The organism is Bacillus alkalicellulosilyticus (assembly GCF_002019795.1).
In the GTDB taxonomy this organism is placed as follows: Bacteria; Bacillota; Bacilli; order Bacillales; family Bacillaceae_F; genus Bacillus_AO; species Bacillus_AO alkalicellulosilyticum.
This window is the reverse complement of sequence record NZ_KV917381.1, coordinates 2,686,834-2,703,784: the sequence shown is the minus strand read 5'-3', so window position 1 is coordinate 2,703,784 and position 16,951 is coordinate 2,686,834. Positions and strand designations below refer to the sequence as shown.

Sequence of the window (16,951 nt, the reverse complement as noted above, 5' to 3'; positions counted from 1 at the left end):
TTTAGACACCCTCTTTGCTATCAAACTTATCTTGACCCTTTTTCATACGGTTTGCCAATCGCTTTTGGAGCATCGGCTCGACCTACAAATCCGGCTAAGGCTAAAATCGTTAATACATATGGTGCAATTAATAAAAATACTTGAGGTACGTTGGCAAGCAACGGAATATGCTGGCCGACAATACTTAACGATTGAGCTAGCCCGAAGAATAAAGCGGCTCCTAGGACACCCATAGGGTGCCATTTCCCAAAGATTAAGGCAGCGAGGGCCATGAATCCCTGCCCAGCAATGGTTCCGGCTGAAAAGTTACCTGATACGGTAATGGCATAGACGGCTCCCCCCATGCCCGCAAAGGCACCACTAAGCATAACTCCAATATAACGCATTTTGTTTACTTGAATTCCCATCGTATCAGCGGCCATCGGATGTTCTCCAACAGAGCGAAGACGTAACCCAAACGGAGTGTTAAAGACCACATACCAAACAGCAAGAGCTGCGAGTAAGGCAAGTAAAGAAGTTAAATACGCATTGGTGAAAAACAAACCAACAAATGGAATATCTCTTAGTACTGGAACATGAGTTGGATATATTCGATTTTGGATAAAATCGGTTTGTCCCTTATTGTAAATGTTCTTTACTAAAAAGACAGCTAAACCTACCGCTAAAAAGTTAAGCGCAACTCCACTTACAATTTGGTCCGCTTTTAATGTGATGGAAGCAACAGCGTGAAATAAAGAGAAAATCGCGCTAATGACAATCGCAAAAAGCAGGGCAATCCATGGTGAGCTCGCCCCGAGTCCCATGCCTTCAAGCGTTAATGTAGCGACAATCCCAACAAAGGCACCCATGACCATCAGGCCTTCTAATCCAATATTAACAACACCAGAACGTTCACTAAATAGACCGCCTAGACCAGTGAAAATGAGAGGGACCGCTGAGAATATAGCGGCTGGAATTATTAGTGCTAGAACTTGTGCGAAATCCATCTTATACACCCTCCTTTTTCAAACGGCTGACAATCCAGCGAACTAAATAGCTAGAAGCAACAAAGAAAATAATTAAAGCAATAACAATATCAACAAGCTCGGTTGGAATACCGGCTTGCGATTGCATATTCAAGGCCCCAATTTGAAGACCTCCAAACAACCCAGCGGCAAGTAGCGTACCTATTGCGGTATTTGCACCGAGAAGAGCAACCGCAATGCCGTCAAAGCCAACACCTGTAAATCCAGGCATAATCGTCATGTACTGATACGTTCCTAAGCCTTCCATTGAGCCAGCAACTCCGGCAAATGCACCAGAAATAATCATCGAAAGGACAATGTTCTTTTTCACATTCATCCCTGCGTATTGAGAAGCATGCTGGTTAAACCCAACAGCACGAAGCTCGAACCCTTTTGAAGTTTTCCATAAAATAAACCACATGACGACACACCCAAGTAGTGCAACGATAATACCGTAATGAAGCCTCGAAAAGTCGGTAATCGACTGTAAAAAAGGTGAAGCGAGTGAAGCCGTAGGGTTTATTGATTCTGTTCTTTCCCCAGGTTGAAGAAGATAGGAACGGATTATATAGTTAACGGTATAAAGGGCAATATAATTCATCATGATCGTGACAATAACTTCATGAACATGAAATCTCGCTTTTAAAATTCCCGGAATAAATCCCCAGACAGCTCCAGCAAGAGCTCCAGCCGCTATCGCTAGTGGCAAGTGGATCACTGTTGGTAGGCTAAATGCGATCCCGACATAAACCGAAGCAAGCCAGCCTACGATAAGTTGTCCTTCTACACCGATATTTAATAGGCCTGTGCGAAAAGCAAACCCAACAGCGAGACCTGCTAAAATCAACGGTGCCATTGTTCGAATGGTTTCACCTAATACATACGAGTCACCAAAAATTCCAACAATCATCGCGATATAACCAGTGACTGGATTATATCCGGTTAAGAGCATGATAATTGCACCAATAAGAATTGCAAACAAGACAGCGATAAGCGGGAAGAGGATGTGAGAAACGTTATTTTTTAATGACTCTTTCATGCCGTTTCACCGTCCTTGTCTTTTGTACCACCGGCCATTAATAAACCTAGCTCTCGTTCATTCGTGTCTTTTGCATCAACTACAGCAACGATTTTTCCTTCATAAATAACCGCAATTCGATCACTTACATTAAGGATTTCATCGAGTTCAAGGGAGACTAGTAACACTGCTCTTCCTTTGTCCCGTTCCTTGATGAGACGAGAATGGATCGTTTCAATTGCCCCAACATCAAGACCTCTTGTTGGTTGTGCTGCGATTAATAAATCAGGGGAGCGGTCTACTTCACGTGCAATAATCGCTTTTTGTTGATTTCCACCTGATAGAGCGCGGGCTAAAGTATGTTCGCTCGGCGTTCGCACATCATAGTCTGTGATAAGTTCTTTTGCTTTTTTATAAATTTCAGGAAAGGTAAGAATGCCATTTTTAGAATATGGTTGCTGATAATACGTTTGAAGTACAATGTTTTCTCCTACTGTAAAATCAAGTACAAGCCCATGTTTATGACGGTCTTGTGGAATATGCCCAACGCCTGCTTCCGTCACTTTTCGTGGAGGAAGGTTGGTAATGTTCTTGTCGTTTAGTAGTATCGAACCACTATCGACCTTTTTCAAACCAGCAATAGCCTCAATTAGCTCAGATTGGCCGTTTCCTTCGACTCCAGCGATTCCTACGATTTCCCCGGCCTTCACTTCCAATGATAAGTCCTGTAGTAAAGATACTCCTCTGTCGTCTTTCATCATAATGTTTTGTACATGTAAGACGGTTTGAAGAGGTTCGGCTTCTGTTTTATCTACGGAGAATGTAACCTCACGTCCAACCATCATTTCAGCTAACTGATTCACGCTTGTGTCAGCGACATCAACCGTCCCAATTCCTTTTCCACGGCGAATAACAGTACAGCGGTCACAAACCTCTTTTATTTCCTTTAGTTTATGAGTAATTAGAATGATTGATTTTCCTTCAGCGACGAGCATTTTCATAATTTGCATTAACTCTTGTATTTCTTGAGGAGTTAACACAGCAGTAGGTTCGTCAAAGATTAAGATGTCAGCACCACGGTAGAGCGTTTTTAATATCTCGACACGTTGCTGCATTCCGACAGAAATGTTTTCTATTTTTTCATTGGCTTTTACGGCTAAACCGTATTGTTTTGATATTTCCTCAACGTCCTTAGCAGCTTTACGAAGATTAATTTTTCCAAAGGTAGTTGGTTCTTTGCCTAATATAATATTTTCAGCAACGGTGAATTTATCAACTAACATAAAGTGCTGATGCACCATTCCAATTCCAAGATTATTGGCCACATTAGGGTCACTTATATTTACCTTTTCACCTTTGACGTAGATTTCTCCTTGTTCAGGTTGGTATAAGCCGAACAACACGTTCATTAGCGTCGACTTTCCAGCTCCGTTTTCGCCTAATAGTGCATGAATTTCTCCTTGCTTCACTTGGAGAGTAATATTATCATTGGCAACAATACCCGGAAATTCTTTGCGAATGTTTCGCATTTCAATCACATAACTCATAATCGTTCACCTCCACGACAACATAGCTATTTACTTTTAGAATTAAGAGTGAGTAAAAAAATTGGGTTTCTCAATGATGCTTGTTAAAGTAACTCAGGAAGAGTGATGGCTTCGCTCACTGCGCGTACTTTAATAAGAAGTGCACTTATTAAAGCACTTTTAAAAAGAGGCAGTGGCTACGCTCATCACAATTAATCAAAACGGCTTTGCGTTTTTCTTATTAAAACAAAGGCTAGTTCTGGAACTAGCCTTTGCTAATGTAAGATAAAGTTATCGACTTGCTAAAAATTCTTCATATTCTTCATCCGTAGTAGGGACTTGAATTTCACCGGCTTTGATTTTTGCAGAATACTCATCAACGGCAGCTAATGCTTCTTCAGAGACATTATCTTGGGTTTGAGCAATACCCACACCCTCATCTTCTAAACCATATTCAATGATATCTCCGCCTGGGAAGTTACCACTCATTGTTTGTTCAGTTACTGATTCAATCGCTCTATCGACACGTTTAATCATTGAAGTTAATGTAACATTTTCAGGCATACCTTCTTCATGTTGGTCACTATCTACACCAATAACCCAAACATCTTCGCCATTACGTTTACGGTTTTTCGCCTCTGTGAACACACCAATTCCTGTACCACCACTAGCATGGTAAATGACATCTACGCCTTGACTGTACATTGCATTTGCAATTTGTTGACCTTTCGATTCATCATTAAAGTCTTCAGCATATTGAACGATGATTTCAGCATCAGGGTTAACCATTTTTACCCCTGCTTTAAAACCATTTTCAAACTTTTTAATTAACGCGCCTTCCACTCCACCAACGAAACCAATTTTATTTGATTCAGAGTGCATTCCAGCAACTACTCCTGCTAAGAATGAGCCTTCGTGTTCTTTAAATGTAATATGAGCCACATTTGATAATGGTACATCGTCATCGCCAGTAACGACCATATCAACAATTGCAAATTGATTGTCAGGACGTTGTGTAGCAACGGTTTTGATATCACTAGCCATTAAAAATCCAATTGCCCAAATTAAATCATAGTCTTCACGAACAAGGGCATTTAAGTTAGGAGCATAATCAGATGCATCTCCTGATTGTAAGTATTTAAAGCCGTGGCCTTCTTCAAGGTTATTCGCGCCACCAAACCGTTTCATTCCTTCCCAAGCTGATTGGTTAAATGACTTATCATCAATTCCACCAGTGTCTGTAACCATCGCTACTTTAAAGTCAGCAGGAGCCTCAGCAGCTGCATCATCAGGTTGTTCTTGTTCCTCTTGTTGTTGTTCTTCTTGTTGTGGTTCTTCTTCTTGTTGGTCTCCGCCGCCTGCTCCACAAGCAGCTAACATTGTTCCTAATAATAGAACCAATGCTAAGAAAAATAATTTGAAATGCTTCATGTAAAATCCCCCTTAATTTTTTTTGAAAGTATCTAAATAAACTGCAAGTAGGATATAGCATTTGCAACAGAGAATTATCTATGTATGTCAAATAGTGCAACTGTCATATCTTACTATTATTTAGCTATTTTCGTCTAAAAATATATCATTAATATTTGTGAATCACAATCAAAACATACACGTTTGTTAGTTTATTTACTCTACTTTTTAGAAAGTGTACACTTGAAGAAATAAATAGTGATGGGAGAGGTATCATGAGAACAGCGTTTGGTCAGATTGTTACAGTAAGTGAAATCGGATTATCTAATGAGAAATCAGTACATGAGCTCTATCAATTAAGTGAAAACGAATCGATTACTGAAGGAGCCGGTGATAAAAGAAAAAGGCTATTTATTGGGATTGACATTCAATATGATTTCATGGAGACTGGGGCATTACCTGTACCTAATTCCCACAAAGATGTAGAAAATACGACCCGTTTTATTTTCAATCATATCAATAAAATTTCTAAAATAGCAGTGTCTTTAGACACGCATAGACTCAATCAAATCTTTCACCCCAGCTGGTGGGTTGATAATGAAGGACGACACCCTGCTCCTTTGACAGTCATTACATCACAAGAAGTTCGAGAACAAAAATGGAAGGCCGTCTATCATCCTATTGAGAGCTTGTCCTATCTTAATTTACTTGAAGAAAATAGTAATAAAAATCTATGCATTTGGCCCTATCATTGTATAGAAGGAACAAGAGGCGCTTCCCTAGAAGGTCAGTTCTCCAACATGATTCATTTTCATTCTTTCGTAAGAAAAACGGACATCATAAAAATAGTAAAAGGAAAAAATCCGTTAAGTGAAATGTACGGGATATTTAAGCAAGAAGATGGAAAAGTAGAAAATGATGATTTTTTACAAGGGATTCAAGAGTATGATGAGATTATAATTGCAGGACAAGCGAAGTCTCATTGTGTATTCGAATCGATACGACAATTAGTTGAACATTATTGTACGGACAGAGACGTGACAGGCAAAATAGTAGTTTTAGAAGATTGTATGAGCTCGATTCCAGGATTTGAGGAAGAAACAGCAAAGAGTTTACAGCATTTTAGTGAAACATATGGTATCCAACTGGTGAAATCGACTGAATATCAAATGAAGTAAGATGTTTCGTAGTTCAAAACGACATTTAAATTTTAGGCGGTATACAAGGGGGGTATGCAAATTCAGGAAGAGCAAGGGCTTCGCACACTGCGCGTGTTTTACAAGAAAGGCACTTGTAAAACACTTTTTAAAAAAAGAAGTGGCTTCGCACCTTGCTCTAAAAAGTCAACTGTGTCGCATTTTATATATCAGCAGGGAATTGTAGTCCGATTTGCCGTCTTGCCTCATCAAGTATGGCCATTGTTCCATAGGAGCGAGCGAACGAATTGACAGTGGACTCTGTTTTTTCAGCTTTTATCAAATCGATAAACTCTTTAGCTTCATAATACATTGAAGGAAATTCCTCAGTTATCGTAATATCCTCTGTTCTTCCGTCGTTATAGCGAATTTCAACTTTTTCTAACGTATGTAATGTATCTATAATGATCGAACCCTTTTCCCCTTGGATTTCAGAAGGAAGGTAGGAGTTTGATATTTTTGAATGCGTGATGGCTACATGTAAATCGGGATAAGAAAGTAAAAGAGACCCATTCCCATCCACTCCTGAGTCTAAAAGAAGTCCAGTTGCTTGAATATCTTGGGGGAGGCCAAACAAAGAAACCGCGGGATAAACACCGTAAATCCCAATATCCATAAGTGACCCGTTTGAAAATGTAGGGTTAAATGCATTCAGTATTGTCCCTTCTTTGTATTTATCATAACGAGAGGAGTACTGACAGTAGCTAAAAGAAGCATGGCGAATATCACCTATTTTATGTAAATGTTGTTGAATGCTTTTAAATGTTGGCTGATGTGTTTGTTTTACGGCTTCCATTAATAACACACCGTAAGTCTGTGCGGCTTCGATCATTTTTTTGATTTCAGTTGTATTTGAAGCGATTGGTTTTTCGCATATGACATGATTACCATATTTCATGAACATGATCGCTTGCTCTGCGTGTAGTGAGGTCGGACTTGCAATGTAAACCGCATCAATTTCAAGACTTTCAGCCATTTCTTCAAGGTTTGTAAATAAAAAAGGAAGATCATATTTTGCTGCAAATTCAATTGCTTTTTCTTCGGTTCTTGAATAAACCGCTGTTAACTGAAAGTCAGGATGATGCTGTGCAGCCTCTATAAACCGGTCTGTAATCCAATTTGTACCAATAACTCCGAATCTTATCATTTGTGTCACTCCAAAATTTTTTTATATGTAAGTCTTTACACAGTAGCATATTTTTCCTTTGAAAGGGAAGAGTAACATTAGAATTAATAGGAATGATAGTAGTGATAAAGTTGGAAAGGGAGTGTTCGTATGTCATTAGAATGGTTTGACCGAGTTTGTGCAGAGTTGCAAGATAATATGGAGTCAATTTGTGAAGAGTATGATGAAATAGGCCATATCAATATAGACCGAGCTGCCAAACATCCTAGAATTGATTGTTTCGTTGAGGATGAGGACAATATTAGAGAATACTTCTGTACCTTATATTTTGATCCTCATAACGAAGAGTTTTATGTGGAAGAGTTCGATTTAGAAACCGAATTAACTTCTCGTGTATTATTAGATGATATTGATGAAATCATAGATGTTGTTCATGAATCTTTCCATGACTTTATCGATTCTTTTGACATGGACGATGATGAGTACGAAGAAGAGTACTTAATGGAAGACGATACGATTGAATATGATGAAGACGAAGAAGATGATGATGAAGTGGAAATGCAGGTTGTAGTCGATGTGGATTGGACGACACCGGAAGTTCTAGCCTACACATACTTAGATGAAGTTGAAGTTGCCTACCGCTTTGGCGTTGTACCTGATACAGGGGACGGTGTACTTAGACGAGTCAACCGAATCGTGACTGAAGAAAATACAGTTATTGAAGATGAATCTGATTTTATTTTTAGTAAGGAAGAAGCGGGGACAATTATTGAACTGATTGAAAATAACATGGATATGATGGAAGGCTTTGACGTTGACCATTAATCCTGCAGGATAACTCGAGAAAAGACCGCTAGCGGTTTTTCTTAAAAGATAAGAATAAATGTTGAAAGTCCAAAGATGCTCTGGAGGATAATTCTGGAAGAGCAAGGGCTTCGCACACTGCGCGTGTCTTACAAGAAGGGCACTTGTAAACCCCTTTGAAAGAGGCAGTGGCTGCGCTCCTTGCTTTTAAAAAAGGGCGACTTTGTCGCTTTTTTTAAGGGAGAATGTAAGATGACAAATGAAATGTCCCGGATGGTTTCTTCTGAAATGAAGGAAATGATAGACCAAGAAATCCAAGGAATGACCTTTACGAAAAATCTCCGTTCTGCCACAGCTGAGGAATGGTATGTATTTCTACAAAGCTTTCATGATCCAGGTAGTGGTGGAGCAGCGGGCAAAGCGATTATTCAGTATGACTTACAAGGAAATCGTGATGTGTTTATAAATACAACCGTTATTTTTGATGACCCTAGGTTGTTTGAACCGAATCAAATGTCGCTTGTTTATGACTTGGCAGATGAACTTGTTAATCGCTTAGTAGGATATGCTGATACTCTATTATCCGTTCATGCTGGCGGAAATTCATATCAAGCAGAGTACATTAGAAGACGTGGCAAAGAACACTAAAATAAAGATTAGAAAAGAAGGCACTGGAAAAGTACAAACCACTTTTCCAGTGCTTTTAATATGGTGGCAATGTCTTTCACTAAATCAAGGGATTGTAGTATACTGAGTATGATTGGAAATCATTTGAAAAAGGGTGGTTGTGTGGAGTCCAAAATGAATACGAAGCTACGACTACTATATATGCGAGAGATTTTACAAAAGTATACAGATGAAGAGAATCAACTCACCCTTGAGCAGATGCTTGATTTGTTTTATCGGGAAACAAAGACTCATATTGGCAAAAAGGCAAGTCGTGATGACATTGACATGTTAGAAAGCTCTGGCCTTTTTGATGTTACGATAAATCAGGAAAAGAATGGGGTCGAAAAATATTATAGTCATCAACAGCGACTATTTGAATTGTATGAATTACGATTGCTTATTGATGCGGTCTCAGCTGCAAAATTTATTACTAAAAATGAAACAGAAAAATTAGTGGGAAAAATTAAACGATTGACGAGCCTGCATTTAGCAAAACAACTTGAAAATCGAGTCATTATGCCAGACAGCCATAAAAATGAAAATCAACGCGTTAAATTAACGATTCATGAATTACATAATGCGATTATGGAACGAAACGTAATAGAATTTCAGTATGGGAAATATAACTTGCAGAAGGAATTTAAGTTTAATCATGATGGTAAGCATTATAGGGTAAAGCCGTATGCCTTAGTTTGGAACCAAGATTTCTATTATATGATTGCGGAATATCAACCGAAAGAACTTCGACATTACCGTGTGGATCGGATGCGGAATGTTTCGACAGTGGATGAGAAGTTCATCCCTGATCGAGATTTTAACGTTACAAAATATACAGAAAAGCTGTTTCATATGTACTCGGGTGAGGAACAGGAAATTCAAGTTCGATTTAGCAATCACCTGATTAATGTGATGATTGACCGTTTTGGTCGTGATGTATCCATTCGGCAGGATAGTGGGACAACTTTTGTGTTATCAACAAAAGCGATTATCAGTGAAGGGTTAATCCGATGGTTATTAACCTGGGGGAGTGACGCAATAGTACTATACCCTGTATCCCTTGTAGATACACTAAAGAAAGAAATAAATAAAATGAGTCAGTTGTATTCATAACCCTTCCCTTTTTCGGGCAGGGTTATTGATATTGAAAGCGTATACTATAGGTGTACAGTGGACAAACCTGATGGGAGGAAGGAAATGAGTGAAAAATTAGCTCAATGGATACGCAATTCTCGAAAAGTAGTTTTGTTAACGGGAGCAGGAATGTCAACTGAGAGTGGGATACCAGACTTTCGTTCGAGTTCAGGGTGGTGGAAGCAAATCAATCCTCATGATGTAGCTACGATAGAAGCGCTTGAGAACAATTATTCTCTTTTTCATCAGTTTTATAGCTATCGCTTAACGGCTTTAGCAAGTTGTGAACCTCACATCGGTCATCAGATTCTAGCAAAGTGGGAATCAAAAAACATAATAGACTTTGTCGCTACACAAAATGTCGACGGACTGCATCAAAAAGCAGGGAGTCAGAACGTTAGTGAGTTACATGGTAGCATTCAGGCCATTCGGTGTCACCAGTGTGGGACTGAAGCTACAAAAGACGAGTTTCTTGAGGAAAAGGCATGCACGGCTTGTGGTGGAAGACTTCGTCCGAGCGTGGTTCTCTTTGGTGAAATGCTACCTGAAAACAGTTGGAAAAGAGCGCTCACTACTATGGAACAGGCTGACCTTGTTATTGTGATCGGAACAAGCCTTCAAGTATACCCTGTCAATCAATTACCTTATATTACAAAAGGCAGAACAGTGATCATTAACAATGAAAAGACACAAAGTGATGCAAATTTTGATTTATGTATACATGGTTCAGCAAAGGAGATACTCGTTCAAACAAATAACCTATTAGAGCAAGGAGGTTTATCGTGAACACGTATATACAAGAGTTAAAAGAGATATGTGAAAAATACCCACTACAAGATAAACGTATAATTGTAGACTCACGTGAAATAGGCGATAGAATGACAGAGTCATTTGTCAAACAAGGGTTTATAGCGCTCAACCTTACAGTAAAAACAGTGTTTGATATAGCAAATGAACAACTAGAATTAACAGGTCAAGATGTGAATGTTATTGACCAAGTTGTTGGTGTGCATTTGACAACACAATTATTACAGCAGCTTAAGCAAGAAGGAAAACTAACGTATTTTTCTTCCATTGAAGTTACTTACTCATTCGGATTAGCGATATATCAAGCGATTCAACAGCTTAGATTATCTGGGTATGATAAAGACAACTTACCTTCATCTGCGTTTTTATCTCAGGAAAAAGGACATGATTTTAGCTATATAATGAGTGCTTATGAGGGTCTGTTACAAACCTACCAGCTTATCGACAAAGCATCTGTACTCATACAGGCTACACAGCTTAACAATCAAAAACATGCCCTGTATATTTTACAGCCCAATCTTTCGCTCACGGCTCTCGAATCGGATTACTTAGACACAATTATCAATGGAAACGTCTATCAATTATCATTAGAGGCGGTAAATGGAATCACAAAGCCAATTCCACGTTCAAAATGGTCTAGAATTTTCACAGGGAAAGAAACGCCTCTGAGCAATATCTATCTTCCATCTACAGGAGAAAAAATCAAGAATCTTTCTGTTTTTTCAGCTAAAACGGAAGAAATTGAGTTAAAGCATATCCTACAGAAGATAATTGAAAATAAGTGTATGCTCGATCAAGTCGGAATTTACTATACTAATGCGGGACCTTATGCGTTGCTAATGTATCATCTGTCTGAAAAAAATAAAATACCTGTAACGTTTGGAGAAGGTTTACCAATTACTATAACACGCCCTGGACGATTACTAGTAGGTCTAGTGAAATGGCTTCAATCGAACTATAAAGTTCAAGTGCTAGTGGATTTAATTCACGATGGGGTTATTGATTTTGGGAAAGAAGCACCATCAAAATCAAAAGTAGTTAAGTTGTTAAGAGCTTTACAGATTGGTTATGGGAAAGACCGTTATCTTCTACAAGTTGAAAAAGAGCATGTGAAGCTATTGGAGAAAAAAGAGCAGGCAGAGGATGATAATGCGACGTCACATTGGCAAAAGAGAATAGAAGAGCTTACGTGGCTTCAAAATTGGATGAGCAGCATCTTTAAATTTCTTCCAAATTTCGAAAATACAATTAATTATAAAACATGTTTATCAGGTTTTTCAAAGGTGATTGAACAATATGGGACTTCGAAATCACCCATTGATGAAGCAGCCAAATCTAAAATCATCGACCAAATGACGACTCTTATACCATACGTTGAGGAATCCCTTTCGATGTACGATGTGATGGCCCGAATGAAAGAACATTTTACAACTCTTACGATTATGAAATCAAATGAAAAGCCAGGGCATCTTCATATGACTTCATATCAAAAAGGATTATATAGCTCCCGTAGGCACACATTCATTATTGGTCTTGATAATCAGCTCTTTCCTGGTGGGGCTTCAGAAGATCCGTTGTTACTAGATGAAGAAAGAGAATTATTGCATGCTAGTTTGCCATTGCTTAAGGACAAGCCTCATCAGCATCTTTACTCAATGCTTCAGTTACTAGCACAAAAAGAAGGAGAGATAACCGTAAGTTTTCGTACATTTTCAGTGAGTGATAACCGAACTGTAGCTCCATCTTTTTTATTTTTACAGTGTTATCGCGCGATTGAAGGAAATCCAGAACTTGATTTCCGAGATGTAAAGAAACTGTCATCGTCGTTAGCGCCTTCTCAAGAAATTGAAGATAAAGATTACTGGGTGAAGCACCTCCTCAAGGATAATAGGAAGGTAATCTCTGATTCCTTTTTCGACCAATTTGCTACGATCCAAGAAGGAATACGAGCAGAAGAACAACGTTTACTACATCAAGTTACAGGATTTGATGGGTCTATTGATATTGAAACGGAATTTGACCCTACGTTAAATCCAGAGCGAAAACTAACAGCGGGGAAACTAGAAAAATTAGCGGCTTGCCCATATGCGTACTTTCTAGAAGAGATCTTACAAATTAAAGTGCCTGAAGATATGATGGACGACCCATATCGATGGCTAGACCCAGCATCGAGAGGGAGTCTTCTTCATCATATATTTGAGACGTTTCATCTAAAAATCCAAGAAAATAAGGACCGGCCAAACTATAATACGCACTCTAATGTAATCGAATCGATTGCGATGAACCTAATCAACCAACAAAAAGAAGAACTTCCTCCACCAAACGAAAGAGTGTTTCAACAAGAGGTTGAGGATATATTGCAATGCTGTATCGTCTTTTTAAAAGAAGAGGAGGAACATTGTAAAAGCTATGAGCCTCTGTATTTTGAATATACGTTTGGTGTCGGTACCATCACACCAGCGTATGTTACCTTACCATCAGGAGCGACAATTGCTATTGCCGGCAAAATCGATAGAGTAGACCGCGATTTAGATGGCAATTATCATATTATTGATTATAAAACAGGAAGTACGTATGGATATTCTGAAAAAAGTGTGTTTAAAGGAGGAAGACAGCTCCAGCATTTTATCTATGCGATTGCGATTGAACAACACTTACAGATAAAAACGGGAAGTGTTCAAGAAAGCTCTTATTATTTTCCAACGACAAAAGGACTTGGTCAGAAATTTGTAAGAAAGCAAGAAGATGACATTCGTTTGGCTGGATTCGATGTACTTGAAAAATTAATCACAATCATCCAAAAAGGTCATTTTACGATGACAGATGACCCAAATGATTGTACATTTTGTGATTACAAGCATGTTTGTAGAAGAAGTCATTATGAAGAGGACACATTAACCCGTAAACAGATGGAGTTACAAGCTTTTAAGGGGGTCAGAGCGTATGAGTAACATTATTGATCAGCAGGCTAGAGATGACATTAAATATGAGCTTGACCGCAATTTTTTAGTGGAAGCAGGAGCAGGGTCAGGAAAGACAACAAGCTTAGTTTCCAGGATGATTCAACTAGTATATACAGGCAAAGCAAAAACAAGTGAAATTGTTGCGATTACGTTTACTCGTAAAGCGGCAGATGAACTTAAAGTACGCTTCCAAAGTCAGTTGGAGAAATCGTGGAAAAATGAAAGCGACGAAATGATTAAAGAAAGATTATTCATCGCACTTCAAACCATAGATCAGTGTTTTTTAGGAACAGTGCATGCCTTTTGTGCCAAATTGTTACGCGAAAGACCGATTGAATCTGGACTAGATATTCATTTTAAAGAATTGGAAGAAAGTGATGATATTGATTTGCTTGAAGAAGTATGGCAACGGTATTTAAAAGAGCTTGAAGAAACAAATCCTCAGTTGCTTCAGCAATTTTCGAATCTAGGAATTGCGATACAAGACTTGTTTAGTTCACTTCGACAGTTAAAAGAGTATCCAGATGTCCAATGGGTAACAGAAGAAGTTGAAAAACCTGACCTGCTTGTCCACTATGGTGCTTTTATGCGAATTGTAAAAGAGGCGTATCGCTCCATACCAACACCTGAACCTGACCGTGGCTATGACACTCTTCAGAAGGCGATTATTGTTGCGATACAAAAAGACAGATATATCGATGAAAACAAAGACAGCAATCTTCTTAGTGTGTTTGAGGTATTTGATAAAAAACTAAAGGCAACCCAGAACAGATGGACATCGAAAGAGGATGCCAAATACTATGAAGAGAAAATCCAAACATTTTTTGATAATACAATACAACCAGTCTTATTTCAGTGGAGATGCTATTGTCATCCGATAATAACGTCACTACTACAAGACGCGCTTAGTCACTATGAAAACATAATGAAACAGCGCTCACTCTTAAATTTTCAAGACTTACTATTAAAAGTAGCCCACCTGCTTCAACATAATCATGAGGTACGAAGTTATTTTCAATCAAAATATCGTTTTTTACTCCTAGATGAGTTTCAAGATACTGACCCGATTCAAGCAGAAATCGTTTTTTATCTTGCGAATGAAGACCCTACTGAAAAGGACTGGACGCGATGTACACCAAGACCAGGTACTTTATTTGTTGTCGGAGATCCTAAACAAGCGATCTATCGTTTTCGGCGGGCGGATATTGACACCTATAATCTCGTCAAGCAATTAATTGAAAGGCATGGTGGCGAAGTTCTCCATTTAACGATGAACTTCCGGACGTTAGATTCCGTGACAAAAGGGTTAAATGAAGTGTTTTCAATACATCTTCCTGAACAGGAGACAAGCTATCAAGCCGGTTACCGTCCGCTTCATTCATTTCATCAAGATAAGGGAGAAGCATTTTCAGGAATTAAACAGCTCGTTGTCCCGTCAGAGTATAGTAAAAAGGATGATGTCGTACAAAAAGATGCAGAAAACATTGCTAGTACGATCGAGAACTTACTTACACAAGGGTTTGAACCTAAAGATTTTATGGTTATGACTCGATACAACGATGGTATCGAAGTGTATTCACAAATGATAGAAAAGCTTGGAATCCCTGTCAGCATTAGTGGCGAAATCATCATTGGTAATATGAAAGAGTTTAAGGAACTGATGATTTTGTTGCAAACTTTTGTAGATCCTACGAATGAAGTGAATTTACTTGCTACTTTAAGAGGCACTTTCTTTGGAATAAGTGATCAGGAACTATATCACTTTAAGAGAAACGGTGGCTATTATAATTACTATACTGACATACCACTATCAGTAGATACGACTATCCGAGAAAAATTTAAAATGTCATTCCAACGGCTATCAACGTATCAAAAATGGATTCGCACGTATCTTCCGACTGTGGCCATTGAAAAAATAATGGAAGACAGTGGATTCTTTCTATTATTGTTATTAAATCAACACGGCAAAAGGGCATATAAAAGTGTATTACAGCTCTTAGAATCGTTACGAAAACAGGAATCTAACGGGTTAACAAGCTATCAATCGATTTTCAGACATTTTCAAGGACAAGTCGAGGAGAAAACAGTTGTAGCTAATTTGGAGGAAGACGCTAATGCTGTACGAATTATGAATGCGCATAAGACAAAGGGGTTAGAAGCTCCTGTAGTATTTTTAGCACATCCTATCAAAAAAGTAAGCCCGGAAACATTTTTGTCCAAGCATATTAAACGAATTGACGATACATCGTTGGGGTACTTTTCCTATTCTGTTAGAATGGGATTCCATCAAAAAACGATTGGAACGCCACCTGAGTGGGAACAAGTTAGCCAAGAAGAGCTTCGTTATTTATATGAAGAGGAACTAAGAATCCTTTATGTAGCGGCTACACGAGCTGAGAAAGCTTTAATTATTAGTGCAAGTAAAAAAAACAATAGCAAAAACCCATGGTCGACGCTTTTTGAAGCTCCTGACATTGAAGTGATAGAGGTTTCTTCTGAACAACAATCTGACCTTTCTAACCAAAATGAAGTAGTACTTACGCTAGAAGATTATCAAGCAACATCTGCAAATTCTACGATATGGTTGGAACATAGCAAGACGATGACATATGATCATTGGTCGCCAACCAAGGATAAAGATTATACAGAGGTTGTTCACCTAGAAAGGGAGTCTGGGGGAGGAAAAGAATGGGGTTCACTTATTCATGATATTCTCGAAAAGCTTGTTCAGGGCGTAGAGATTAGTGCATATGTCTCCCGTGCCATGAAACGGTATAATATACCGGGAGAACGCGAACAAGAGGTATGGGAATACATCCAGCAGTTTCAAAACTCTCATCTTTGGAATGAAATTGCTCAAGCAGATGATGTGCAGACGGAAATACCGTTTTATTTAAAAGTAACTCATGAATCTCCTCTGTATCCTTTACTACAATCGAAGGGGGCATATCCCATCTATGTAAAAGGGGTCATTGATTTAGCGTATAAGAAAGATAATCAATGGAACATCGTTGATTACAAAACGGACCGGTTGAAAAATAAAGAAGACCTTGAGGCATTGCAAAGCTTTTACAAAGGGCAAATCTTATTTTATAAACAAGCTTGGGAGTATATGACTAAGGAAACGGTATCAGAAACATTCCTATATTTTTTTCAGAATGAGCATTTAAAGTTGTCGTAACTAGTGATTTCTCCTCATATGTATTTAAAAACGTGTGAGGTGATAAAATGATTCCATCAATATTAATTAAAATTGCACTTGTTATTATTGTGGTTCGTTCTGGATATGTTGCAGTA

The 16,951-nt window shown here is 38.5% G+C and carries 12 protein-coding genes; 7 read left to right on the top strand and 5 right to left on the bottom strand.

The genetic code is table 11. From position 1 onward, the window contains the following. Positions 1-26: 26 nt before the first annotated feature. The 4 genes from BK585_RS13530 to BK585_RS13515 all read right to left on the bottom strand — a co-directional run bounded on the left by BK585_RS13530 (position 27) and on the right by BK585_RS13515 (position 4,979). On the bottom strand, positions 27-986 hold the full coding sequence (locus BK585_RS13530; protein ID WP_078553968.1) for an ABC transporter permease: 960 nt from the start codon (positions 984-986) through the stop codon (positions 27-29). A 1-nt stretch (position 987) separates the two neighbouring features. Then, positions 988-2,043 carry an ABC transporter permease gene (locus tag BK585_RS13525; protein ID WP_078553967.1) on the bottom strand — a complete coding sequence of 352 codons (1,056 nt, stop codon included), beginning with the start codon at positions 2,041-2,043 and terminating at the stop codon, positions 988-990. Continuing rightward, the gene (locus BK585_RS13520; RefSeq protein ID WP_078553966.1) at positions 2,040-3,569 is read right to left on the bottom strand and encodes an ABC transporter ATP-binding protein; all 1,530 of its coding nucleotides are present in this window, start codon (positions 3,567-3,569) and stop codon (positions 2,040-2,042) included. The genes BK585_RS13525 and BK585_RS13520 overlap by 4 nt, the downstream gene beginning before the upstream one ends. A gap of 270 nt (positions 3,570-3,839) precedes the next feature. Continuing rightward, positions 3,840-4,979 carry a BMP family lipoprotein gene (locus BK585_RS13515; RefSeq protein WP_078553965.1) on the bottom strand — a complete coding sequence of 380 codons (1,140 nt, stop codon included), beginning with the start codon at positions 4,977-4,979 and terminating at the stop codon, positions 3,840-3,842. A 254-nt stretch (positions 4,980-5,233) separates the two neighbouring features. Between BK585_RS13515 and BK585_RS13510 the strand changes: the two genes are divergently transcribed. Continuing rightward, positions 5,234-6,136: a cysteine hydrolase family protein gene (locus BK585_RS13510; RefSeq protein WP_078553964.1), complete on the top strand. Its 903-nt coding sequence runs from the start codon at positions 5,234-5,236 to the stop codon at positions 6,134-6,136. A gap of 181 nt (positions 6,137-6,317) precedes the next feature. Here the strand turns inward: BK585_RS13510 and BK585_RS13505 are convergent, their stop codons facing one another. Continuing rightward, the gene (locus BK585_RS13505; RefSeq protein ID WP_078553963.1) at positions 6,318-7,301 is read right to left on the bottom strand and encodes a Gfo/Idh/MocA family protein; all 984 of its coding nucleotides are present in this window, start codon (positions 7,299-7,301) and stop codon (positions 6,318-6,320) included. A gap of 129 nt (positions 7,302-7,430) precedes the next feature. Between BK585_RS13505 and BK585_RS13500 the strand changes: the two genes are divergently transcribed. The 6 genes from BK585_RS13500 (at position 7,431) to BK585_RS13475 (ending at position 16,835) form a co-directional block, all read left to right on the top strand. Further along, positions 7,431-8,105: a hypothetical protein gene (locus BK585_RS13500; protein WP_078553961.1), complete on the top strand. Its 675-nt coding sequence runs from the start codon at positions 7,431-7,433 to the stop codon at positions 8,103-8,105. Between the two features lie 231 nt (positions 8,106-8,336). Then, the gene (locus tag BK585_RS13495; RefSeq protein ID WP_078553959.1) at positions 8,337-8,732 is read left to right on the top strand and encodes a hypothetical protein; all 396 of its coding nucleotides are present in this window, start codon (positions 8,337-8,339) and stop codon (positions 8,730-8,732) included. 153 nt (positions 8,733-8,885) lie between these two features. Continuing rightward, a complete protein-coding gene (locus tag BK585_RS13490; RefSeq protein WP_245805834.1) occupies positions 8,886-9,863 on the top strand; it encodes a helix-turn-helix transcriptional regulator in 978 nt (325 codons plus the stop codon). Positions 9,864-9,947: 84 nt separating this feature from the next. Beyond that, entirely contained in the window at positions 9,948-10,670 is a 723-nt protein-coding gene (locus BK585_RS13485) for an NAD-dependent protein deacylase (protein ID WP_078553955.1), read from the top strand. Continuing rightward, positions 10,667-13,642 (top strand): PD-(D/E)XK nuclease family protein, encoded by a 2,976-nt coding sequence (locus BK585_RS13480; RefSeq protein WP_078553953.1) that lies wholly within the window; start codon positions 10,667-10,669, stop codon positions 13,640-13,642. Before BK585_RS13485 ends, BK585_RS13480 begins: the two co-directional genes overlap by 4 nt. Next, positions 13,635-16,835, top strand: a complete 3,201-nt coding sequence (locus tag BK585_RS13475) for a UvrD-helicase domain-containing protein (protein WP_078553951.1) — start codon at positions 13,635-13,637, stop codon at positions 16,833-16,835. The genes BK585_RS13480 and BK585_RS13475 overlap by 8 nt, the downstream gene beginning before the upstream one ends. Positions 16,836-16,951: the final 116 nt, after the last annotated feature.

What these genes read in the sequence shown, in the direction of transcription:
- BK585_RS13485 (WP_078553955.1), top strand. Translation starts at nt 9,948, where the DNA reads ATGAGTGAAAAATTAGCTCAATGGATACGCAATTCTCGAAAAGTAGTT.
- BK585_RS13495 (WP_078553959.1), top strand. Translation starts at nt 8,337, where the DNA reads ATGACAAATGAAATGTCCCGGATGGTTTCTTCTGAAATGAAGGAAATG.
- BK585_RS13490 (WP_245805834.1), top strand. Translation starts at nt 8,886, where the DNA reads ATGAATACGAAGCTACGACTACTATATATGCGAGAGATTTTACAAAAG.
- BK585_RS13475 (WP_078553951.1), top strand. Translation starts at nt 13,635, where the DNA reads ATGAGTAACATTATTGATCAGCAGGCTAGAGATGACATTAAATATGAG.
- BK585_RS13520 (WP_078553966.1), bottom strand. Translation starts at nt 3,569, where the DNA reads ATGAGTTATGTGATTGAAATGCGAAACATTCGCAAAGAATTTCCGGGT.
- BK585_RS13525 (WP_078553967.1), bottom strand. Translation starts at nt 2,043, where the DNA reads ATGAAAGAGTCATTAAAAAATAACGTTTCTCACATCCTCTTCCCGCTT.
- BK585_RS13530 (WP_078553968.1), bottom strand. Translation starts at nt 986, where the DNA reads ATGGATTTCGCACAAGTTCTAGCACTAATAATTCCAGCCGCTATATTC.
- BK585_RS13500 (WP_078553961.1), top strand. Translation starts at nt 7,431, where the DNA reads ATGTCATTAGAATGGTTTGACCGAGTTTGTGCAGAGTTGCAAGATAAT.
- BK585_RS13515 (WP_078553965.1), bottom strand. Translation starts at nt 4,979, where the DNA reads ATGAAGCATTTCAAATTATTTTTCTTAGCATTGGTTCTATTATTAGGA.
- BK585_RS13505 (WP_078553963.1), bottom strand. Translation starts at nt 7,301, where the DNA reads ATGATAAGATTCGGAGTTATTGGTACAAATTGGATTACAGACCGGTTT.
- BK585_RS13510 (WP_078553964.1), top strand. Translation starts at nt 5,234, where the DNA reads ATGAGAACAGCGTTTGGTCAGATTGTTACAGTAAGTGAAATCGGATTA.